The sequence below is a fragment of the Variovorax sp. M-6 genome, from assembly GCF_052114385.1.
GTDB lineage: Bacteria > Pseudomonadota > Gammaproteobacteria > Burkholderiales > Burkholderiaceae_C > Variovorax.
Map to the genome: position 1 here is coordinate 90,169 of NZ_JBFREQ010000020.1, position 22,227 is coordinate 112,395.

Annotated in this window: 18 protein-coding genes and 1 pseudogene; 14 read left to right on the plus strand and 5 right to left on the minus strand. The window is 63.3% G+C overall.

The window, feature by feature from the left end; genetic code table 11:
- Nucleotides 1-205 precede the first annotated feature (205 nt).
- The 4 genes from AB4Z46_RS21615 to AB4Z46_RS21630 all read left to right on the plus strand — a co-directional run bounded on the left by AB4Z46_RS21615 (nt 206) and on the right by AB4Z46_RS21630 (nt 5,048).
- Nucleotides 206-2,254, plus strand: coding sequence for a kelch repeat-containing protein (locus tag AB4Z46_RS21615; protein WP_442285589.1), 2,049 nt, complete (start codon nt 206-208; stop codon nt 2,252-2,254).
- Nucleotides 2,255-2,317: 63 nt separating this feature from the next.
- Nucleotides 2,318-3,148 (plus strand): hypothetical protein, encoded by an 831-nt coding sequence (locus AB4Z46_RS21620; protein ID WP_442285590.1) that lies wholly within the window; start codon nt 2,318-2,320, stop codon nt 3,146-3,148.
- 63 nt (nt 3,149-3,211) lie between these two features.
- Nucleotides 3,212-3,679 (plus strand): MerR family DNA-binding protein, encoded by a 468-nt coding sequence (locus AB4Z46_RS21625; protein WP_442285591.1) that lies wholly within the window; start codon nt 3,212-3,214, stop codon nt 3,677-3,679.
- Between the two features lie 91 nt (nt 3,680-3,770).
- Nucleotides 3,771-5,048: a phospholipase D-like domain-containing protein gene (locus AB4Z46_RS21630; protein ID WP_442285592.1), complete on the plus strand. Its 1,278-nt coding sequence runs from the start codon at nt 3,771-3,773 to the stop codon at nt 5,046-5,048.
- A 123-nt stretch (nt 5,049-5,171) separates the two neighbouring features.
- On the opposite strand, the gene AB4Z46_RS21635 is transcribed toward AB4Z46_RS21630, so the two are convergent.
- Nucleotides 5,172-5,780 (minus strand): GyrI-like domain-containing protein, encoded by a 609-nt coding sequence (locus AB4Z46_RS21635; protein ID WP_442285593.1) that lies wholly within the window; start codon nt 5,778-5,780, stop codon nt 5,172-5,174.
- A 311-nt stretch (nt 5,781-6,091) separates the two neighbouring features.
- On the opposite strand from AB4Z46_RS21635, the gene AB4Z46_RS21640 reads away from it, so the two are divergent.
- The 7 genes from AB4Z46_RS21640 to AB4Z46_RS21670 all read left to right on the plus strand — a co-directional run bounded on the left by AB4Z46_RS21640 (nt 6,092) and on the right by AB4Z46_RS21670 (nt 12,597).
- On the plus strand, nt 6,092-7,228 hold the full coding sequence (locus tag AB4Z46_RS21640; RefSeq protein WP_442285594.1) for an ABC transporter substrate-binding protein: 1,137 nt from the start codon (nt 6,092-6,094) through the stop codon (nt 7,226-7,228).
- 18 nt (nt 7,229-7,246) lie between these two features.
- Nucleotides 7,247-8,116, plus strand: a complete 870-nt coding sequence (locus AB4Z46_RS21645; RefSeq protein ID WP_442285595.1) for a branched-chain amino acid ABC transporter permease — start codon at nt 7,247-7,249, stop codon at nt 8,114-8,116.
- A gap of 8 nt (nt 8,117-8,124) precedes the next feature.
- Entirely contained in the window at nt 8,125-9,003 is an 879-nt protein-coding gene (locus AB4Z46_RS21650) for a branched-chain amino acid ABC transporter permease (RefSeq protein WP_442285596.1), read from the plus strand.
- A complete protein-coding gene (locus tag AB4Z46_RS21655; RefSeq protein ID WP_442285597.1) occupies nt 9,000-9,761 on the plus strand; it encodes an ABC transporter ATP-binding protein in 762 nt (253 codons plus the stop codon). The genes AB4Z46_RS21650 and AB4Z46_RS21655 overlap by 4 nt, the downstream gene beginning before the upstream one ends.
- Complete coding sequence (locus tag AB4Z46_RS21660; RefSeq protein WP_442285598.1) at nt 9,758-10,471, plus strand: ABC transporter ATP-binding protein; 714 nt, start codon at nt 9,758-9,760, stop codon at nt 10,469-10,471. The genes AB4Z46_RS21655 and AB4Z46_RS21660 overlap by 4 nt, the downstream gene beginning before the upstream one ends.
- A 1-nt stretch (nt 10,472) precedes the next feature.
- Nucleotides 10,473-12,080, plus strand: a complete 1,608-nt coding sequence (locus tag AB4Z46_RS21665) for an AMP-binding protein (protein ID WP_442285599.1) — start codon at nt 10,473-10,475, stop codon at nt 12,078-12,080.
- Nucleotides 12,081-12,141: 61 nt separating this feature from the next.
- Nucleotides 12,142-12,597: a GNAT family N-acetyltransferase gene (locus AB4Z46_RS21670; RefSeq protein ID WP_442285600.1), complete on the plus strand. Its 456-nt coding sequence runs from the start codon at nt 12,142-12,144 to the stop codon at nt 12,595-12,597.
- A gap of 38 nt (nt 12,598-12,635) precedes the next feature.
- Here AB4Z46_RS21670 and AB4Z46_RS21675 read toward each other — a convergent pair whose 3' ends face one another.
- Both AB4Z46_RS21675 and AB4Z46_RS21680 read right to left on the minus strand, forming a co-directional pair.
- Complete coding sequence (locus AB4Z46_RS21675) at nt 12,636-13,094, minus strand: hypothetical protein (RefSeq protein WP_442285601.1); 459 nt, start codon at nt 13,092-13,094, stop codon at nt 12,636-12,638.
- Between the two features lie 420 nt (nt 13,095-13,514).
- Complete coding sequence (locus AB4Z46_RS21680; RefSeq protein WP_442285602.1) at nt 13,515-13,850, minus strand: hypothetical protein; 336 nt, start codon at nt 13,848-13,850, stop codon at nt 13,515-13,517.
- Between the two features lie 137 nt (nt 13,851-13,987).
- On the opposite strand from AB4Z46_RS21680, the gene AB4Z46_RS21685 reads away from it, so the two are divergent.
- Complete coding sequence (locus tag AB4Z46_RS21685) at nt 13,988-15,304, plus strand: M16 family metallopeptidase (RefSeq protein ID WP_442285603.1); 1,317 nt, start codon at nt 13,988-13,990, stop codon at nt 15,302-15,304.
- A 432-nt stretch (nt 15,305-15,736) separates the two neighbouring features.
- A complete protein-coding gene (locus AB4Z46_RS21690; protein ID WP_442285604.1) occupies nt 15,737-18,367 on the plus strand; it encodes a galactose oxidase-like domain-containing protein in 2,631 nt (876 codons plus the stop codon).
- A gap of 131 nt (nt 18,368-18,498) precedes the next feature.
- On the opposite strand, the gene AB4Z46_RS21695 is transcribed toward AB4Z46_RS21690, so the two are convergent.
- Nucleotides 18,499-21,165, minus strand: coding sequence for a beta strand repeat-containing protein (locus AB4Z46_RS21695; protein WP_442285605.1), 2,667 nt, complete (start codon nt 21,163-21,165; stop codon nt 18,499-18,501).
- A gap of 55 nt (nt 21,166-21,220) precedes the next feature.
- Here AB4Z46_RS21695 and AB4Z46_RS21700 point away from each other — a divergent pair, with 55 nt between their 5' ends.
- Nucleotides 21,221-21,535 (plus strand): hypothetical protein, encoded by a 315-nt coding sequence (locus tag AB4Z46_RS21700; RefSeq protein ID WP_442285623.1) that lies wholly within the window; start codon nt 21,221-21,223, stop codon nt 21,533-21,535.
- A 29-nt stretch (nt 21,536-21,564) separates the two neighbouring features.
- Here the strand turns inward: AB4Z46_RS21700 and AB4Z46_RS21705 are convergent.
- A pseudogene (locus AB4Z46_RS21705) lies at nt 21,565-21,917 on the minus strand (nuclease-related domain-containing protein); the annotation flags it as partial.
- Between the last annotated feature and the right edge of the window lie 310 nt (nt 21,918-22,227).

The following is a 22,227-nucleotide window of genomic DNA, read 5'->3' on the forward strand; positions in this document are numbered from 1 at the left end:
GCGCACGGTCGACGCATGGCGTTCAAACCGTGATGCTTCGACCCGGACGAATGGGGCAGATTGCGTGCAGGCGGCCTGCCGTTTGTCAAAAACTAATACTTTTGTTGCCAAATAATGCGACGGCCTGTATCTTTGCGCACGGTCGAGCAGCGACCCCGCCGTTGAGGGACGGTGGAAACACAACACGAAGAACTCGAGGAGACTCATGAAGGGCTTGAGACTTGTATCCGCCGTCGCCATCCTTGCGCTGGCGATCGTCGGATGTGGAGGAGGCGGCGGCGGCGGTGGCAGCGGCTATTTGCCGGCAGTCCAACCCGCTGCTGCACCTGCTGCACATCCCGCACCGGCGGCGGGCTCCACAACAGACAGCACCCCGCAAACCCCGAAGGACGTCCCCTCACCGCCTGAGGGACTTCACTACGCGCGTGACTCGGTGGTTTATCCGGTCGGCGCGGCGATCGCGCCCAACACGCCGGCTCACAGCGGCGGGGCCATCGACCGCTACACCATCGAGCCCGCACTGCCGGCCGGACTGGCGATCAATGCGACGAGCGGCGTCATCAGCGGCACGCCACAGGCACCCTCGAATGCCATTCTTTTCACCGTCACCGGCCGCAACGCCTCCGGCTCGGCCACGGCCGGGGTGCGAATCGAGATCTCGCAGCGCGTGATGGCGCCTGCCAATCTGCACTATGCGGACGAAGCGCCCATCTATCGCATCGGGCAGGCCATGGTGCCCAATGTGCCCACTGCCGACGGTGGCGCCTTCACCCAAATCACAGTGACGCCGAGCCTGCCGAGCGGCATCAAACTCGATCCGGTCACGGGCGTCATCAGCGGCACTCCCACGCTGCTGAGCCCGCGCACGAACTACACCGTGACTGTCAGCAACAGCGCCGGCTCGAGCAGTGTTGTTCTCGGCCTCTCGGTGGAGTCGACAACGCCGGCGCCAGCATCACTTGGTTACCGCGAGCAGCGTGCCCTGTACGGCGTCGGCCAGACGATCATGCCCAACCTGCCGGTGAGTACCGGAGGAGCCATCACCCGCTTTGGCGTGGTGCCCGCTTTGCCGTCCGGACTGAGCCTGAATGCGATCAGCGGCGCCATCAGCGGGACGCCTCAATCCGTCCAGGCTGCCACCAGCTACGTCGTCACGGGTAGCAATGCGGCGGGCTCTGCCTCTTCGACCGTGTACATCACGGTGGTGGCGACTGGGTCGATCGTGCCTACCGGTTCGATGAACCTCCTTCGAACGGCCTCCGTCAGTGCCCTGCTTTCAGACGGCAGGGTCATGGTTGTGGGAGGTGGCTATACGAACACGTCCTATGGCCCGCCCACGAATACCGCAGAGTTGTACGACATGGCTACCGGCCAATGGACGGCGACGGGATCCATGCGCGACCCCCGCTCCAGCCACGCCTTGACGCCGCTCGCTGACGGAAGGGTGYTTGTCGTAGGCGGCATCTATACCAATCCAGTGGCTCCGAGAGCCTTGAGCACCGCGGAGTTGTACGACCCGGTCACCGGCCAGTGGACAGTCACAGGCTCGACAAACGTCGCTCGCTATGGCCATACGGCAACATTGCTGCTCAATGGCAAGGTGCTTGTCACCAGTGGCGACCAATCCGGTTCAGGCGCAAGCACGGCTGAACTCTACGACCCATCGACAGGCCAGTGGACGGTCACCGGTTCGTTGAGCGATGCACGCGCAGGTCACATGGCAACGCTGTTGCCGAACGGCAAGGTTCTCGTTTTCGGGGGGGCGACTGGTCACGCTCTGGCAACGGCGGAACTCTACGATCCTGTCTCTGGCAGTTGGTCGGCGACCGGATCAATGATCGACAAGCGCAGTGGGCACAGTGCAACGCTACTGCCCAACGGCAAGGTTCTGACCGCAGGAGGATCCTCTCAGGTTCTCCAATCACTGAATACCGCAGAACTCTACGACCCATCGACAGGCCAATGGACGGCTACCGGGGCAATGAGCGGAACTCGATTTCTTCACTCCGCGACGCTGCTATCCAACGGCATGGTTCTTTTCGCGGGTGGAACCAACGACGGTGGCGGCAGCTACTTGAGTACCTTGGAACTCTACGACTCCACCACTGGCCAATGGACAGCCGGAGGTTCGATGGGCGAGGCACGCCTCGGCCATATTGCGACGCGACTTACGGATGGCAAGGTTCTGATCGCAGGCGGCGTCGCTTCAGGCGGCCTCCTGAACTCGGCGGAACTTTATGTTCCGGCTCCATGATGTCAAAGCGATGCATCGAAGGCCCCTTGACGACTATATTGATGAAGACATCCCGGTGCCCGCATGAACGAACCCTCCGACTGTGCGCCATTTGCGCCGATCAACGAGCGCCGCGGCCTGTTGCGCCGCATGTGGACGTTCGCGGCGGCCAGCATGGCATCCGGGAGTGCAACGCTCGCGGCCTGTGACGCAGGCTCGGGCGTCCAGACAGCACGCGCTGCTTCTCCACCTGCACCCGCACCTGCCGCAGCGGCGCCAGCCCTCGGCGCCCACGCGATCGCCTTCAACCGTGACGGCGTGTCGTCCTCATCGCTGTCCACGTCCGGCATGTCCACGCGCGCGACCGGAAGCACCCTGTTGGCCTGCGTGGGGCGGGGTTTGCTTTCTTCCATCGCGCCGACGGACAACGGGGGGAACTCCTTCGTCCAGCTCGATGTGGCGCATATCTACACCCTCTGGCCAAGCTCGGGGACGGCCTTGTTTGCCTGCAAGCAGGCCCGGGGCAGGGGCGGCCACGTGGTCACCACGGCAAAGCCCAAAGCCAGCGACGAGACGACCCTGAGCGTTGTCGAGATCACCGGTGGTGGCTTCGTGCGCGATGTGCAGTGGCGCGAGGTGCTGACGGATCAGCCCTCGACCAGCGCCAGTGTCACCACCACCGGCCCTGCCCTGCTCGTCGCATGGTGGTGGGGCGACGCGGGTGTCGAGCTGGACAAGACGGCCGTGCCCGACAACGGGTTCACGGTGGTCGATTCGGTACTGGAATCCGGTGCATTGGTGCAGTGCGCCGTTGCCGTCAGGCAGGTCGGCGCGGCCGGTACCTACAACGTGACCTGGGCCTCGACGCCACGGCAAGGCGCGCAGCTGTGGCTCGTGGCCGTGCAGGCGGCCTGAGCCCCTTGACTTTCCAATCGTGTGAACGTGGAGACTTTGCCCTTTAGCTGAAAGGAGATCTCCATGGAAGACGATATGGCGCCTGCCACGGCGGAGCGCTTGACCCTCGCCGAAGTCGTTGCGCGCTCCGGCGCATCTTCGCAACTGCTGCACGATTGCGAGTCTCTGGGGCTGCTTGGCGGCATGGCGAACATCGATGTGAGCAGCCGTCCCTATGACGCGCGAGCGGTATCCACATTGCGCTTTGCACGGAGGGCATACGCCCTGGGATTCGAAACCCCGGAGGTCGTCGAGCTGCTCGCACTGTGGAGGGACGGGCGTCGCGCGAGCTTCGATGTGAAGCGCGTCGCGCTCGCACGCGCAGACGACCTTGCCCAGCGGATCGAGGAGCTCGAGCGCATGAAGCACCTGCTGGAGCGCTTGGCCCACTGCTGCGGGGGTGACCACCGGCCGGAATGTCCGATCCTGGATGAATTGGCTGATCTCAAAGGGTTCGCCGGCTGTGCGTCGTTGGTCCCGGTCATCGCATAGTCGGTGACCGGGAAGTCCGGCTTCCTGCCTACATCCGATGGGTCGCATCGCCGACGGAATGCGCGCCTCGGAAGGGCCAAGCTCCCGGGTCATGAAGGGCCGCAATCTCAAGGCAGTGGGGTGGACATTTGCGCTGACCCTCGCTGGGACGTTCCTGCTGCTGAACCTCACCAGCGGCGAGAAGAAGCTCAGCGAGCAGGTGCGACGCGAATACGCGCTCCACGACCCGCAGTACCAGCGTGCGCTGGGGGTCATGCTCGGGCCTCCCATCACCGACGGCAACCGCTTCGAGGCGCTCTACAACGGGGACCAGATCTTTCCTCCGATGCTGGCCGCCATCCGCGGCGCACGAGAGAGCATCACTTTCGAGACCTACATCTACTGGTCCGGCGACATAGGCAAGGCGTTCGCCGATGCGTTGGCCGAAAGGGCTCGCGCCGGCGTCAAGGTGCATGTGCTGCTGGACTGGATGGGCAGCGCCAAGGTGGACGAGACTTTCATCCGGGAGATGGAGGCCGCTGGCGTGGAAATCCGCAAGTTCCACAAGCCCGACTGGTACGACTTCGCCCGCATGAACAACCGCACGCACCGCAAGCTGCTGGTGGTCGATGGTCGGATCGGGTTCACCGGCGGCGTCGGCATCGCGCCGGCATGGACCGGTCGGGCACAGGATGCCGAGCACTGGCGCGATTCCCATTTCAAGGTCGAAGGGCCGGTCGTCGCCCAGATGCAGGCCGTCTTCATGGACAACTGGATCAAGGTCACGGGCGATGTGCTCCATGGGAAACGCTACTTTCCAGCCATCGAAGCCTTGCCTGGCGGGCGCGCGCAGATGTTCAGCAGTTCGCCCTCGGGTGGCAGCGAAAGCATGCACCTGATGTACCTGCTGTCGATCGCGGCGGCGACTCGAACGATCGACCTGTCGAGCGCGTACTTCGTGCCGGACGACCTGACCGTCGATGCCTTGGTGGCCGCGCTGCAGCGCGGAGTCCGCGTGCGCATCATCACGCCCGGGCCCATCATGGACTCGCAGACCGTCCGAGGCGCCTCGCGGGCGGCATGGGGGCCCCTGCTCGAAGCGGGCGCGCAGATGAGCGAATACCAGCCGACGATGTTTCACTGCAAGGTGTTCACCGTGGACGGACTGCTCGTGTCGGTGGGCTCTACCAACTTCGACAACCGATCCTTCCGGCTCAATGACGAAGCCAACCTCAACATCTACGACGAGGCCTTCGCAAGGGCTCAAACCGCGCAGTTCGAGGTCGACCTCGGCCACTCCCGGCGCCTGACCCTGGAAGCCTGGCGCGATCGGCCGATGGGCGAGAAGCTGATGGAGCACCTCGCCAGCCTGCTTTCGGCGCAGCTCTAGGGGTCGCAATCCATCGCCGGTCACGCCGGCACCGGATTGGCCACGATGAGCCGCGAAGTCGCTCGCGTGGCGCCTAAAACAACTGCATCTCCTCCTACGGGTCGTTGGGCAATCGAGCGGTCATCATTTCATCGGCTGGCGAATGATCGTTCTCCACTTCCTGGGATCGGCTCGCCGAATGTCGCTCAAGTAGATCTCGTGATGCTTGCCGGCCCGACCGCTTCGCGCATCGATGAAATCGTGCAGTCGTTCCACCGTGGGGCCTTCCTCCGAGAACGGCCCGACGTGCAGGACCTGAGCGCACGTCCCCTCCGAAAGGCTCTCCAGCCGGAGCTTGTCGATCGCCGGCAACGCCTTCTTCCGTCGCACTTCGGCGATGGCCGCTTCGACGACTTCGTCCGCGACGAAGTCCGGCTGCATGATCATCATCGTCCAGCTCCATTTCGCCTTGTCATCGGCGACGAAGACGGACATGTCATCGGCCCACCAGAGGCCTTCGAGCGGCATGACGGCATAGTCGATCGCCTGCGGCCCCTTCTTGACCATGAACTTGGCGGTATAGGAGACGGAGAACAAGGCCTCTACGGCCTGCGCATGCGCCTGCGACGTGTTGGGGTCGCCCCGACCGTCGACCATGAGGAACCTGAAGCTCGGAACATCGACCTGAACCACCGCCTTGGCGGAAGGTAGGTAGAGATGCTTCAGTTCTTTCTTGAGATCGATCTTTTCCATGGGGGGCTCCCGGTGACGGGTCGCCATCATGCCGGATGCGCACGACCACCTGCAGCGTCTGGTGGCAGCCCTGCTCGATGGGGTGGGCACGCTCTTGGGACACCTGTGGATGCGCAGCATCCTCCCTGATGTCAATCCGTTAACAAAGCCCTGAAGTTCTCGAAATCATTTCACGGGGTTATCCCCGCTTTCTGGATTTCGAATGCTCTCCTTCAAGAAGACTGATTGCGCCGCGAAAACGGTGCGGCCAATCTACCGACGTTGTCGCAAGAGTGATTCACATTTTTGCGACGTTTTCTTGAGGGAGAGAAATGAAAAAACTCAATTGCCTGATCGGCAGAGGCTTGCTGTGCATCGCATTCTTGACGGGCGCAGCGACCCATGCGCAGGACATCAAGATCGGTGCCATCTTTCCACTCAGCGGACCCAACGCCAGCTACGGGGATCTTTTTTCTTCGGGCGCCAATCTCGCGGTTGAGCATGTCAATGCCGACCAGATGCTGAAAGGCAAACTGTCCATCGTCTATGAAGACAGCCAGGCGTTGCCGCAGCGGGGCGTGATCGCGATGAACAAGCTGGTCAGCGTCGACAAGGTTCCTTATGTCTTGAGCGCGTTCACCGGCGTCTCCAAGGCAATCTCCACGGTGGGCCAACGCACCAGGACAGTCTCGGTCAATGGCGGTGGCGTCGGCCCTGACCTTGCAGAACTCGGTCCCTACTTCTGGAATGTGATCCCACTGGCCAACTTCGAAGTGCGCGCCAGCGTTCCTCACATGGTCAAGGTTCGAGGTCTCAAGCGGATCGCGCTGATCTACGTCGACGACCCATTGGGCCAGTCGGTTCGCAAGGAGCTCGAAGCCGCGCTGCCCGCCAGCGGCGGCACGCTGACCGAGGCGCTGTCAGTACCGGCCTCGCTGCAGCAGTTCGGAGGCATCGCCGCAAAGGTGCGCGAGACCAGGTCCGATGCCATCTATCTGGCGTCCTACGGATCGCAGCAGTACCAACTCATCAAGCAGCTGCGCGACAACGGCGTCACCCAGCCCATTGCCAGCTACTCGTCCTTCTCCGTACCCGAGATTCAGACCTTGCCCGAAGCGAAGGGCTCTCTCTACACCAGCCAACACATCGACTGGAACTCCAACGACCCGGCGACCAAGCGCTTCTTCGACGACTACAGGAAGAAATACGGAAAGGCTCCCAGCGGCTATGCGGCCAACTACTACAACGCGGTACGACTGTTCGCCCAACTCGCCGCAAACCTGCAAAAGCAGGGGAAGCCGTTGAGCGGCGAGAACCTGCAAGCTGATCGCCTTGCCGTCAAGACTTTCGATTTCGTAGGGGGCAAGGTTTCGTTCGAACCCAACGGCACCGTGGTCACGCCGATTCAGATCAACGAAATGGATGGCATCGGCGTCGGCAAGCAGGTCGAGATCGTGCGCGCGAAATAGCGCGAACAGGGCCTCCCGATGTTTCTCCAGCTCTTCGCCAACGGACTTCAGCTCGGGGCCTTGTACGCGCTGACCGCGGTCGGCTTTTCGTTGATCTTCGGCTCGACCCGGATCTTCCACTTCGCGCACGGCGCCACCCTCACCATTGCGGGGTACGTCTTCCATTTCCTGTACACCACCGCCGACTTGCACTGGGCGCCAGCCGTCGCTGGTTCCACAGCGGCTGCCGTTGTCTTCGGCGTCCTGCTGGACCGCCTGGTCTACGCGCCCATCCAGCGACACGAAGGCTCGTTCTTCACGGTCTTCGTGGCCGCATTCGGCGTAGGGATCGTGGTGCAGAACGTCATCGGCATGATCTTCGGCCGGGCATTCATTTCCGTCTCGACGCCGCTGAGTCGTGGCGTCGACATCGGCGCTGGCCTGATCGTGTCGCCGCTGACAGGCCTGTCCATACTCTGCGGCATCGGTTTCTTCGTCGGCCTGCAGTTGTTCCTCATGCGCACCCATGTCGGCATGGCGCTGCGCGCGCTGTCGGACAACCCGGATCTGGTGCGTGCCTATGGAATGAGCCCTCGCCGGTTGTCGACCATCGTGTTCGCGCTGGGCTCCTTGCTGGTGGTACCTGCGGCCATCCTCACGGCGGCCTCTTCGGGGCTGAACCCGGCGATGGGGCATCACCTGATGCTCATCAGCCTCGCAGCCACCATCGTCGGCGGCATCGGGAGCCTGCGCGGCGCCGCGTGCGCAGGCCTCCTGCTCGGATTGGCCGAAAGCCTGGCCCTATGGCTGTTCGCCCCCCAATGGAGCGAGGCCGTGACCTTCATCGTGCTGTTCCTCTTCATCATGTTCCGGCCATCCGGATTCTTCGGCCGCGCCATCACTTCCTGAGGTCAAACGTGCTCAACTACCTGTTGAATCTGGCCATCCTGGTCTGTATCAACGCAGCCCTGGCCATCACGCTGAACTTCATCATGGGGTACGCGGGGATCTTCTCGCTCGCGCACGCGATCTTCTTCGGCGTGGGGGGATATGCCGCTGCGTACTGCGCGCTGCATGTCAGTTCTTCGCTGTTGGTGGCCCTGCCGGTGGCGATGCTGATCGCGGGGGTGTTGTCGCTGGCGCTCGCGCTGCCCGCCCTGCGGGTGCGCGGAGAGTATTTTGTCGCCGCATCGCTCGGACTCCAGGTGCTGGGCGCCACCGTCTTCTCCGAATGGAAATCGGTCACGGGCGGCATCGGTGGCATGATCGGCATACCGCCCGCAAGCCTGTTCGGCCACGAACTCACCGGTCAGGCCGAGTTCCTGACGGTGACGGTGCTCATTCTTGCCCTCATCATCGCGGCGACCAGCACGCTGTTGCGATCAAGTTTCGGACGCAACCTCAAAGCGATTCGGGACAGCGAATCGGCAGCCTGCGCCTTTGGAAAGAACGTGGCCGCCATCAAGACACTGGCGGTTGCCGTGTCGTCGTCCTTGGCCGCCGTGGCGGGCGTGCTGTATGCGTTCTATCTCAGCTTCATCAATGTCGAGAGCTTCACGCTCGACACCTCGGTGCTGCTGATGGCGATGGTGATCATCGGTGGGACCGGAACCGTGCTCGGGCCCATCGTCGGTGCCCTGTTGCTGATGCTGATACCCAGCTTTTCGAGCTACATCTCCTTTCTGCCCCAGACCGAAATCGGTTCGATCCAGCAGATCATCTATGGCATGGCGATGGTCCTGCTGATGATCTTTCGGCCGGGTGGCATCGTTGGCAGTCACGGAGCCAAGCAATGAGTGCGGCGGATGGGCGCGTGCTGCTCGAGATTCGTCATCTCAGGAAGAGTTTTGGCGGCCTCCACGTCACCAACGATGTCAGCCTCGACTTGCGTGCGGGGATCGTCACGACCTTGGTGGGACCCAACGGCGCGGGCAAGACCACCTTGTTCAATCTCATCACCGGCCACCTGGCGCCGGACAGTGGCGACATCCGCTGGATCGGGCAATCGATCATCGGAAGAAAGCACTGGCAAATTGCCCGGCTGGGCATTGCGCGTACGTTTCAGGACCTGCGCCTGTTCGATCACATGAGCGTCGAAGAAAACGTACAGGTGGTCATGGAGCGTAGCGCGTGGCTGTGGCAACCCGGCGATGCCGCCATGCGTCGCGATCGAAAGGACAGGGTGGGGGCGATTCTCGAAAGGGTCGGCCTCAGCGACAAGGCGCGGACACGCGCCATCGACCTCTCCTACGCCGAGCGCAAGTTCTTGAGCATGGCGCGTGTCATGGCGTCCGACGCGCAGATCTGGCTGCTCGACGAACCCGCCTCGGGTCTCGACCGTGGTTCCTACGAGCGCTTCCTGGAACTGCTGCGCAGCGAGGTTTCAAAGGGCGTCACTGTGTGCATCATCGAGCACAACCTCGACATCGTGGTTGGCATCTCGGACCGCATCGCATTCCTGGATCAGGGGCGTCTACTGGCCGATGGTGAACCTGCCGCCGTGCTTGGAGATCCACAACTCGCTGCCATCTACTTCGGCGAACAAACCACATGAACAGCTATTTCTGGCTCGCCCAAGGCCTGGTCGTCGGCTATGGCGGAAGACCCGTGCTCGACGGTCTCGATTTTCAACTGCGCAGGAATGAAGTGCTGTGCCTGATAGGCCACAACGGCGCCGGCAAGTCGACGTTGCTCAAATCGCTGTTCGGCCTCGTGCCCTGCCAGGCCGGGCGGTTCCTGGTCGATGGCCGCCTCGTCTCGTCTCCTGAGCCGCGGGCACTGGCTGCCGCAGGCATCTCCCTGATGCCGGAAGGGCGTGGCATATTTCCGGGGCTCACGGTCGCCGAGACACTGAAGCTCGGGATGTGGGCCGCCGGCGTTCCGAAGAGCCAGCGCGCCGAGCGCCTCGATTGGGTGCTGTCGATCCTGCCGGCGGTGCGCGACTTCTACCACCGCCGAGCCGGCACGCTCTCGGGCGGACAACAGCAAATGGTGTCGATCTGTCGCGCCCTGTTGAGCCGGCCGCGTTGCCTGCTGATGGACGAGCCCTCCATCGGCCTGGCACCCAAGCTGTTTCAGGATCTGATGCGCCCCATTCGCCAGTTGCAACAGCAAACGGGCATGTCGATCCTCTTGGTGGAACAGAACGTCAAGGAAGCGCTCAAGATTTCGGATCGCGTCATCGTCATGAAGTCCGGTGCCATCATCCGCCAGACGCGTCCGGAGGAACTGACCGACAACGCCACATTGATGGAGCTGTACTGAGGTGACCCCGTTGCTGACATTTTCGGAGCTGCTGGCGAGCCATGTGGCCACGCGGCCGAACGCGATCGCCTTCATCGAGGACGGCAGGGAGATCCGGTTTTCCGACTTCGATGGCTTGTGCCGCCAAACCGCTTCGTGGCTTTCTGCACAAGGCATCGGCAAGGGCGATCGAATCGCGGTCTGGCTGGTCAATCGCGTCGAGTGGCTCGCGCTGGTGTTTGCCGCAGCGCGCGTGGGCGCGAGCTTGGTGGCCGTCAACACGCGCTACCGCGCCAGCGAACTCGAGCACATCCTGCAGAAGTCCGGCGCGCGCATGTTGGTGCTCGAGCTCGGCTTCAGAAAGATTGACTTCCCCGAGGTGCTTCGGGACGTCAATCCCGACGCCGTCCGCTCGCTGCAACGCGTTGCCGTTCTGGGGGACGCCAGCGAGCTGCCGCCGCTGATTCTCGGCAAACCGACCGTCGCCTTCGACCCTGCGCGGCACACCGGTGCGGCACCGCCCGCACCACTCGACCCCGATGCACTGGCCATGCTCTTCACCACCTCGGGGACAACCAGTGGCCCGAAGCTCGTCATGCACACGCAGCGCACCATCCTGCTGCACAGCCGGCGCGCTGCAGGCGCCTACGGGTTCGAGGAACAGGGCGCTCGACTGCTGGGCGCCCTGCCCTTTTGCGGCGTGTTCGGTTTCAACGCGGCCATGGCGGCATTTGCCGCCGGCGCTCCAACCTGCTTCATGGATACATTCGACGCCCCCCTTGCCGTCGAGCTGATCCGGCGACATGGGTTGACGCATGTGTTCGGCAGCGACGAGATGTACGCGCGCCTCTTCGATCACGTGTCCGACCATCGCTCGTTGCCGTCGATCCGGACGCTCGGATTCAGTTCATTCAGCTACAGCGCCGAGGAGTTCGCGCTGCCGGCCCGGGAGCGGGGATTTCCGCTGACCGGCCTGTATGGATCGAGCGAAGTGCAGGCACTCTTTGCCATGCAGCCAACCACATTGCCGCCGGAGCAGCTGATACAAGGCGGGGGCCGTCCGGCTTCCGGCGAGTGGGCACAGATCCGGATCCGCGATGTCGACACCTCCGAGTTGTTGGCACCGCAAGCCAGCGGCGAGATTGAGATACGCGCGGACACCAGCTTTGTCGGCTATTTCAACGACGACGAGGCGACCCGCAGCGCAGTCGACGCAGATGGCTTCTTCCGCACGGGGGACATCGGTTGCTTGCGTACAGACGGAACATTCGTCTACCAAACGCGAAGGGGCGATGCCATCCGATTGGCGGGCTTCCTTGTCAGTCCGACCGAGATCGAAACGACACTGGCAGCGTGCCCGGGCGTGGCTGAGGCGCAGGTTGTCGCCGCTCGCATCGATGGCCAGATCCGCTGCGTCGCCTTCGTGCTCGCGCAAACAGGAGCGGCGGTGACCGAAGCCGATGTCATCGCCCACGCGGCGGGCTGCATGGCCGCGTTCAAGGTTCCTGCTCGCGTGTGGGTGATCGATGAATTTCCGACCACTCAGGGAGCCAACGGAACGAAGATTCAACGCGCGGTGCTGAGGGCGATGGCTGAAGAGCGCTTTGCTGAAACGGCACGGCTTGGCTGACACCAATCGTCAACTCCGGCCTCATTTCAAAATCTGCATTCGCGATAGAGAGGAAGTGCCCATGCGTTCCAGGCATTTCAATAAACATGATTTCGATGAATATCACACCTGGTTCGACGATCCTTGGCTGAACAAGCAACTCGGCCCAATGGATGACGTGTGGTTGCACCATGTGTTGACGGATACCGCCGGGCATCAGATCAGCTTTCTCGCGGGCGAGGAACTGGTCGCCGTGGTTGGCCTCTGTTCACCGACGGCGGAACATCCATTCCATGTGATCACCGACATCGCCGTCAAGCCTGGACTGAAGCGGCGAGGAATCGGGTTGCAGGTCATTGATGCCCTTCTTCGGGATTCACTCTTCACGGGCGTCTCCTGCTGGCGAGCCTACGTGATGCCGGACAACGAACCCGCCAGACGATTCTTCGAGCGCATGCGCTGGCGCTGCATCGCGGGGCCGACCGAGGCAGACGGCATGTACTCCTTCGAATTTCGCCGCGACGAGGCGGGCGCCTGATGGAGGGGGTCTTCGCGCGTCAAGCGTAGACCCTATGCTCAATGCCGCCAAGCAGTGCTTCGACGAACTGCGTGCTCACCAAGGTTCATCGGCTTTTTTTGGTCGAGCCCATGGCAGGCGAGGTCAACCACTGGACGTTCGTCCGGCTTTCGGTACGCGCTGGCAAGAATGAGCGGCCCACAAAGAAACAAGCTGGTCCCTGCCGCGGTGAGCGGCATGCTGCTTGAAAAGTAGGCTGCCACGGAGATCGAAGCTCCGACGAGTAGACACCCGAGGGCGACGATCTGCGCCCTCGCGCCAAAGAAGTATTCCTCAAGCCCTGCTTCCTTCGCTCGGCCGATTTCCATGATTGGGATCACGATGAAAACCCACACAGCGAAGGTCACAGTTCCCGCCGCAAAGGTCACCGCAAGATCACTACGTGGCAACGCAAACAGAGCAACGGAGATTGACGCGACGCCCAGAAACAGGATCAATCTGAAGACCATAGAGCTCATTGGCACTCCCCGTGTCGGTCGGATGCGACGGACTGAGCAGTGTGTCACGGCTCCGAGGCGAGGGGGTGAAGGCCAGCCAAGGTTCGCGCCTGGAACGCGCCTGGAAACTTCCGAGCGATGAGGAATCCTGCGGCCGCAGACAAGCCCAGGTCAATGCTTCGCAGCGTTGACCACAATCAACCGCGAAATCGCCCGCGTCGTTGCCGCCTTGCTCTTCTCATAGCCGGCACGAATTTCTCGCTCGCACTCAGGCGACTTGGTGATCTCTTCATCGCTGGCCGCTCGCTACCGAAGCCGATGCTGAATATCAACCTCGCCGATGTGGATCTTCCCGTCTCTGCCCCGGCCAAGTTCGTAGGTCAAGCACGAAGACCCGGCCGCGTGAGTCTTTCGGCATGACAGCGTGCTGCAGCGCGTCACTCATTGGAGCACCCTGCAGTTGCCGAACTCGCAACGGATCGAGATGGAGCGGCCATTGCTGCAGGGCACGGTGTAGGTCTCGAAGCCGGGGCCCTTGGCACTGAGGCTTGCCAAGGGCTGGGCCGCGCAGGCTCGGTTCTTGGCGAGCTTCTCGGCGTTGTAGGTGTCCCGACCGGTAGGCCTGGAAGCAGGCATGTATGCGACCGGCGCAGCTTGCGTTTGCGCTGGCGCAGCGCCGGTCACAACTTGCGGGCTGTACCCGGCCTCCGGCGTGTTGGGTGCTGCGCATCCTGCAAGCAGGGCGATCGCGGCAAATGAACAATTGATCATCCGCATCGTCGACTCCTCGTTGCCAGTGCGCATCGTAGGGCAAAGTGACCCGCGGGCCCAGCGACAATGCACCCATGACTCACGACAAGCGCATCTCGGCAGACATCGGCCTCAGCCTGCAACAGCCGGAAGGCCACTGAGCCATGGTCCAACTGCAGGCGGAGCGCACCACCACGGCCCTCCACACGCTTCCCAACGGGGTGAGGCTGCTCGCCATTCACCTTCCCCATGTGCAGAGCGCCAGTGTGGGCGTGTTCCTGCGCGTCGGCTCCCGGGACGAGACGCCGGCCACCAACGGCATCGGCCATGTGCTGGAGCACATGGCGTTCAAGGGGACCACCACCCGCTCCGTCCAGGCCATCAACATGGATGCGGAGCGGCTGGGCGCGGACGTCAACGCGTTCACCGGCAAGGACACCACCGGCTACTTCATGACCGGCCTGGGCCGGCACGCGGAGCAGCTGCTGCGCATGACGGCCGACATCGTCTTGAACAGCACATTTCCCGACAATGAATTGCAGCGCGAGCTGGAAGTGATCCGCCAGGAGGCCATCGAGTACGAGGAGGATCCGGAGGACAGCTCCAGCGAATTGCTCGACCGCGCGATCTGGGGCGACGACCCGATGGGCATGCCCGTGATCGGCACCGTCGGCAACATCGAAGGCTTTACCCGGCACGACCTGGTTCGCCACGTGCAGTCCCACTACGTCGCGGAAAAGACCGTCGTCGCGGCGGCCGGGAACTTCGACGTCGAAGCCTGGGTGGCGCTCGCCGGGGAACTCTTTGCAGCGATGCCCCCGTCGGCCGACCTGGCCGTGTCGCGACAGCCGGCGCCCGCGAAGTATGTCGGTCAGGCCATGGCCCGGCGCTTCACGCAGGTGTCGCAGGTGTTCCTGAACATGGCCTACCCGCTGGCGCCCGCGCGGCAGGAGGAGATGTCGCAGCAGCGCTGGCGCCTTGCGGCAACGATTGCGGCCAACCTGTTTGGAGGCGGGATGTCGGCGCCCCTGGTCGACACCGTCCGGGAGCGGCTCGGCCTGGCCTACACGGCCGATTCCACGATGGACAGCGGGGACGTCTGGGCCAACTTCGTGGTGCATGCGGTCACGACTCCGGACAAGCTGGACGCGCTCGTGACGGCGACGGGCGGCCTGCTGCGTGCGCAGGCCACCACCATCGATCCGGTGCACCTGGAGCGGGCGAAGAACCAGCTGATCGTGTCCCGCGTGCGCGCAGGGGAGCGGACCTACGCAGCGATGGAGCAGGCCGTCGAAGAGCTCTTCGCCAGCGGCACCGTGACGCCGATGGCCGATGCGATGGCAATGATCGATGACATCGGCGCGGAAGAAGTGCGGGCGGTCTTCGAGCGGATGCTGGCCCACCCCCCGGCGCTGGCGATGACCGGCAAGGGCGCCAGCGCGCGAACCGCGCGGCAGCTGGCAGCGCGCCTGGCTGCTTGACGAAGGTGCCGGCCTAGTCATCGGTCTTGCTGGGCCACGGCAGCGGTCTGCCTGCGGCCACCTGAACGGCATCGCATCCACAGAATTGGGGATTCGGGCACCCGTTTCACGACCGCCGCCTTGTGCGCAAAGCTGGACTCATTGCGATAATGCTAAGAGCCTCAAGGAGGTCATGCCATGCGCAATCATCCGGTCGATCTCCCTGAGTTCAGGTGGGTTGCCGTGTGCGTCCCCTTGGTATTGGCAGCTTGCGGCGGCGACGGCAGCGGGGTCACCGGCACCGCGGCTGTCGGTACGGGCCCCCAAGGATCCGCGTCCGCTACGGGTACCGGCGCGGCAGCCGGCGCCCCCGACGCCGCGGCGTCAATCACTGGGGCAGGAGCAGCCTCCCCGTTGCCGCCCATCGAGCCAGCGCCCCCACCGAAGAGCGCATTGCACAAGGTCACGACGCCCGCCGAGATCGCCGCGCAAAGAGCGAACGAAAAAGACCATCCGGCGCCCATCGACCGCGGAAGCACGACCGGCAGCCTGCGGCCCAGCACGGCGAGCGGCAGCGTGCAGCCCAGCGGGGCAGCGGCCGGCGCGCCCGCGCCCGCCCCCGCGCCCGCGCCCGCGCCCAACACTGTCGGCCAATGGTCGATGTCCACGACCTGGCCGATCAACGCCATCCATATGGTGTTGACGCCCGACGGCAAGGTGATGAGCTATGGCAGCGACCAGAGCGGTGCGCAGGGTGCTCTGTGTCAGGGTGCCATGTGTTATGACGTGTGGACGCCGGCCACCAACGCGCACAGCCTGCTTCTGAAGACGGTCTCCCCCGTCACCGACATGTTTTGCTCGGCGCAAACGGTGCTGCCTGCGGGACGGGTGCTGCTGGCCGGTGGCGACAGCCGGGGGGTCGACCCGAACCGGGTCAACTTTGGAGTGCCGGACGTCAATCTCTTCGATCCGTCCAACAGCCAGATCACTGCCGGTCCGCCGATGTCTTTTGCGCGCTGGTACGCCACGGTAGTCCCCCTGGCCAACGGGCGGGTACTGACGCTCGCCGGCATCGACATCACGGGCTCGGGCTCGCCCATCCCCGAGATCTACACGCCGGCGCAGGGGCCGGGAAGCTGGACGCGCCTCGCGGGGATCACGAGCTGGCCGGCCGACTTCGTATATCCGCGCGCCTTCCTGGCCCCGAATGGAAAGGTGCTGGTCGCCAGTGCAGACAAGCTGTACAGCATCGACATCGGCAGCCAAAGCATGACGCAGATCGGAACGCTGCCGAAGACGATCAACTGGATGTTGCCGTGGGCCGTCTACGACCGCGGCAAGGTTCTCCTGATAGCGGACGACGGCAACGCGGTGGTGCTCAACGTCAACGGCGACACGCCCGTGGCTACGGCCGTGACAGGGCCGGGAGCGAACCGCGTCTGGGGCAACGCAACCGTGCTGCCGGACGGCAAGGTGCTGGTCACCGGCGGCTCCGCGACGGACAACCAACTGGTCGACACCGCCTTCAAAGCCATGATCTGGGATCCGGGCACGAATCAGTGGACTGTCGGCGCGGCGGCGCAGAAGCCGCGCCTCTACCACTCGAACGCGCTGCTGCTTCCTGACGCCACGGTGCTATCGGCGGGCGGCGGCTCGCCCGGCCCCGTCGTGAACCTCAACGCAGAAGTCTATTCGCCGCCCTATCTGTTCGACAGTACCGGCCAACCCGCTACGCGCCCGATCATCAACACGGCGCCGGCCGTGGTGAATCTGGGCTCCAGCGTCGGAATCACGGTTGCGTCGTCCCTGCCGATCCAGCGCGTCACGCTGGTGCATACCGGCTCCGTGACGCACTCGATCAACTTCGGGCAGAGTTTCCTGGAACTGCCGTTCACGCAGGCGCCCGGCGACACGAACGTCAACATCCAGTTCAATGAGAGCCCGAACGCCCTTCCCAACGGTTACTACATGCTGTTTGTGATCGACAGTGCCGGCGTGCCTTCGGTTGCCAAGATCCTGAACGTGAACTCCAGTTGGACCCAAGTCGCGCAGCAAGGCCAGTCGCTGATGCTGCCGTCGGCAACGCTCGTTCAGTACGGCAGCGGCAGCGACGTGGTGACCAAGACCTTCTCAGGCACCGTGAGTTGCAGGAACGAGTTCTTCGGCGCCAACCCGGCTCCGAGCATCGCCAAGGGCTGCTATGTTCTTTCGCCCCTGGCTTCCGGCGTCACGTTGGGGCCCCAGACTCCGACCAGCGACAAGACGGTGGCCGCTGAGGGCAATAGCTTCAACATGGCCAACGCGACGCTGGTCAGCTACGGTGCCGGTTTGCGCTGGATCACGAAGATGGTGACCGGCACCGGCACCTGCAGCAACGCGTTCTTCGGCACCGACCCGGCACCGTTCGTTTACAAGTCCTGTGTTGCGGACACCGGGACTGTGACCCCGCCACCACCCGGGGTGACCTTGGCCGTGGAAGGGGGCACCTTCACGGTGGCGACTGCGACCGTCGTCAGCTACGGCGCCGATACGCGCTGGGTGCAGAAGACAGTCACGGGGACGGCGTCCTGCACGAACGCCTTCTTCGGCACGGACCCGGCGCCGGGCACGCTGAAATCCTGCATGGCGCCGGCAGGCACTCCGCCGCCGCCGCCGCCTCCTCCGCCGCCGCCTCCGCCCACAGGGCCAACGCTGGCCGTCGAAGGAGGTACTTTCACCGTGGCGACCGCCATCATGGTCAGCTATGGCGCCGACACGCGCTGGGTGCAGAAGACAGTCACGGGGACGGCGTCCTGCACGAACGCCTTCTTCGGCACGGACCCGGCGCCGGGCACGCTGAAATCCTGCGTGGCGCCGGCAGGCACTCCGCCACCGCCGCCACCGCCGCCACCGCCTCCGCCCACAGGGCCAACTCTGGCCGTCGAAGGAGGTACTTTCACTGTGTCGACCGCCACCATGGTCAGCTACGGCGCCGATACGCGCTGGGTGCAGCGGACAGTCACGGGGACGGTGGCTTGCACGAACGCCTTCTTCGGCACGGACCCGGCGCCGTTCGTCGTCAAACAGTGCGTCGCCACATCGTGAGTTCCCCACCCAGACCACGAAGACCGACGCCTTGAGTCGAGGATTCGGTGACCATGAGTTCGCTAATTTCCTCGAGCACCTCGTCGCCGGGGCGGGGAGGAGCTTGGCTGCGCCAGCTCTTGGGCCCTGGTTTACGGGATCAAATTGCCGTTTGTGATCGTTCCAACGGTGCCAGTCAGCTGCACGAAAAAGTCAGCATTGTCGAATTGACTGGTGTCGCTCCCTGTGTTCTGGAACAAGTAGGTACCAGCAGCCGAGCCCGTCTGGATGGTGATGAGGTAGCTTTGCCCAGTATTGTTCAGCACGATCGACAGTCCGCTGCCAATGGTGCTCAGATAATCGGCAGTGGCCGCATAGCCGATGATAAAAGTTCCTACGGTGGCCGCAGCAACCCCGGTCTTGAAGTAGTCGGTGCCCGTCGCGTTGAAGTTCCCCACCAAGTCCACGCTGGTCCTGTTTGACATATCAGGACCCATCGCGATGATGGTTTCTGACCCCAAACCACTGGTCTGAAGGTTGATCTGGTCGACGCCGGGACTGCCGGTGATGGTCGTACTTGCGCTGCTGGAGCCGAGCAAATTCAAGGTCTGGCCGCCTGATCCCAACTTGATGGTGTTATCGCCCATGGACTTTGTGTAGTTCAGGATGACGCCCGCCCCATCGACATTGGTAAAGGCCGCGGTTCCGGTGCTGCCCGCCACATTGATGATTTCAATGTTGCTGACCTTGGTGCGGAGGTCGATCGACTGCGTTGCAGTCGTACCGATACTCAGTGTGTCCGTGCCATTGCCACCATCGACCGAGTTCAGGAAGTTGACGAATTGGTTCGCAGTGAAATTGAAAGTGTCAGCGCCGGTGCCGCCCATGACCGACACGGCGAAATCCGCCGATGTGAAGTTATTCGTCCCGTTGGCCAGGTTGTAATTCTCGATGGACGGGAGCGCAGTGAAAGCACCAGCTGACGCCAAATTGACGGTTTCAATGCCCGCCGCAGCGACGGAGCCAGTGAACTGCGAAATCTGAGCCGGCGTCATGGTGACCGTCGCATTGTTGGCAAGCACCAGGTTCTCGAAGCCTGTCACGGTCGCACCAGCGATATGGGTGCCGTTGAACATATACAGCGTGTCGTTGACGCCAGTGCCCGACGTGAAAGCTCCCGTGTAGGTCTTGTTTTCCAGCGTCAAGCTGTTGTTGCCCGTGCCCAGGTTGACGGTGCCAGCCAGAAAAGTATTGCCTGTGTTGGCCAAGCTGACCGCATCATCACCGGTGCCGCCAACCACCGTGGTGATGCCCGAGGTCGCATTGGAAAACCCGATGGCGTTGGAGCCATTGGCAAGATTCAGCGCCTTGATATTGGAGAGCGTGCCGCCTGTCGTGCCATTGTTGATGCTGACGGTACCGGCAGTGGTGAGGGTCATCACGTCGTGGTCGGCCGCGTTGCCATTGAAGGTCGAACCGCTCAGGCCGGCGATGGGGCCCGTGAACACGTCACCGGCCCCGAAGGTCCCGTTGTAAGTATTGCCGGCGGAGAAGATTGAAGTCGCACATGCCAGCGTGACATCGGTGATATTGCTTGCGCCCATCGTCCCGGCGCCATTGGTCACGGTGCAAGTCTGGTTGAGGGGCTGTGTACTGATCGTGACAGCGTATGGGGAGCCAAATGCCACTGAAACGGGAAACGCGAAGGAGCCATCGGCGCTGATCGTCAACAAGTCAACGCCGTTGTCGAGCAGCTCCAAGGTGCCCGCAAGGCCAGAGACCGTCCCCCCAACCTTGTAAGCGTTGATTGCACACACGACCGCCACGTTGCCCACAGGGCCCCCTATGGTCCCGGTGCCATTGCTGACCGAGCAGGTCTTGCCGATCGGCTGGGTGCGGACGGTGACGGCATAGCCAGAGCCATAGGCCACGGGCGCAGGGAAGGTAAAGGCCCCATTGGCGTTGATCGTCAACAAGTCACCACCGTTGTTGAGCAACTCCACGACACCCGTCAAGCCCGACACCATACCCCCGACCTGGTGGGCATCGAACGCACAAACGACGACCACCTTGTCCACGGGGGCGGTGTTCACCACCCCGCTGCCACTGCTCACCGAGCAGGTCTGACCAACCGGCTGGGTGGCCACTGTGACGGCATAGGCACTGCCCGGATTCACTGCCGTGGGGAACACGAAAAGGCCGTTGCTCGAAACCGTCAGTGTCTCGCCTCCACTGTTGCTGAGCACAACGGTGCCAACCAACGAGCGGATCGAGCCACCGATCTTCTGGCTCGTGGGCAAGATATCGAAGCTGCGCGTCCAGATCGCGGCGTTGCCCAATGTCGCGTTCTCCAGCGTGGCTTTGGAGGGATCAAGCGTGAGCGTAAGGGTCTGGCCGGCCTCGCAGTTGCCGCCGCTCAAGCGCACCGTGACCACCATGCGCGCTTCATCGAGTGAGATGACAGGTGCTGGCGCCTGGGTGCAAGTGCCCCCCACCACAAAGAAATCCGTGGTCACGCGGCTGACGCGCGCGCTGAACGTTGCCATGACATGCGCCGGCCGCGTCGCGCCTTGCGCGTCATCGGTGATCTGGACGCTTGCCACACCCGGCGCGGGAGTCACCGGAAAAAACCGCTGCAGGTCAGCGGAGTCGCCCCCGCCGCAGGCACCAAGAGCGAGGAGGAATGCCACCAGGGCAAACTGTCCGAGCCGGTTCCAACCGAAAACCATGAGATGTTCCTTGCGACAAAAAAAAGCGCCGGGGTCCGGCGTATCAATTTGTATCACATTGGTCAGGCACCTGGACAGGGTGTGGAGCACGACATCTCAGCCGATGCGCTCGCAAGGAGGTGAGTCTTCAGCCTGAGGAAACTAGATGCTGGCGGCCCGATCGGTTTTGAGTTCGGGATCCGGTCGTCACGTGTCGCTTTGCTCGGCAACTGCATCACCGAAACGCCGCTTCTCAGTCAGCAAATCACCTAGGTTCGATGCCCACCCCAAGCCGCCCGAGACCGAACCGCTGGGGGAATTCATGACGATGTGGGACGAGATCGAGAAGGTGAAGCTCGACGGCGCGGCGGAACGACTCGAGCGGATTGCGTCCGACCTCGCGTTGCTGAAAGACAAGGACCACGCCGAATACCTGCAGCTGCGCGACGCCTTGCGGCGAGCGCTGAAGCAAACGGATTGAACGCCGCCGGCGCTTAGCGCCAGCTGCTTGCCCTCGTGAACGATCAGCTGCGCGTCGCGCTTGAGGGCATCGACCACCTGCAGCGTCTGGTGGCGGGCCTGCTCGATGGGGCTGGGCACGCCGTCGGGCGCGATCAGCCAGTCGCCCCGGCTCGCCTCTTGGATGGTGTCGAGGCGTCAGTCCTTGGTCTGCAGGATCAGCAGGCCACGGCGCGGGTGCAGCACCACGAAGTCGGGGTGGCACTGCTTGGGGCCGATGGGCACGTCGAACCAGAGCAGGTAGTCGCCATCGAGCTTCTGCTGCAGGCGCTCCGCGAGGCGGCGCTCGCCGGAGAGGTCGTGCGGGCAACGCAGGTGCTTAGGGCGGGGAGGAGGACGGCCATGGGGCTCCGAAGGTGATGAGCTGGGCGTCATGGCGTTGTCGAGTCCTGGCTGGGCGCGCCTTCGCGATCAATCAGGCAGGAACTGTGCAATATGTCCGACCTGCGAGTAGGATGCGTTCGCCTCTGTCAGTCGACGCCTCTGCGCAGCACCTGCAGTCGCGCGACGCACAACGCCACGCTTCCGTGCTGGCGCCATACGAATTGATTGCGTGATCGCAGGCGATCTCGATTGATGCAGCCAGTTCCACGACGGCCTGGGCATTGAGCAAAGTCCCTTGTGGCTTGAAGCGTTTTTCGCTGCCGCCATCAA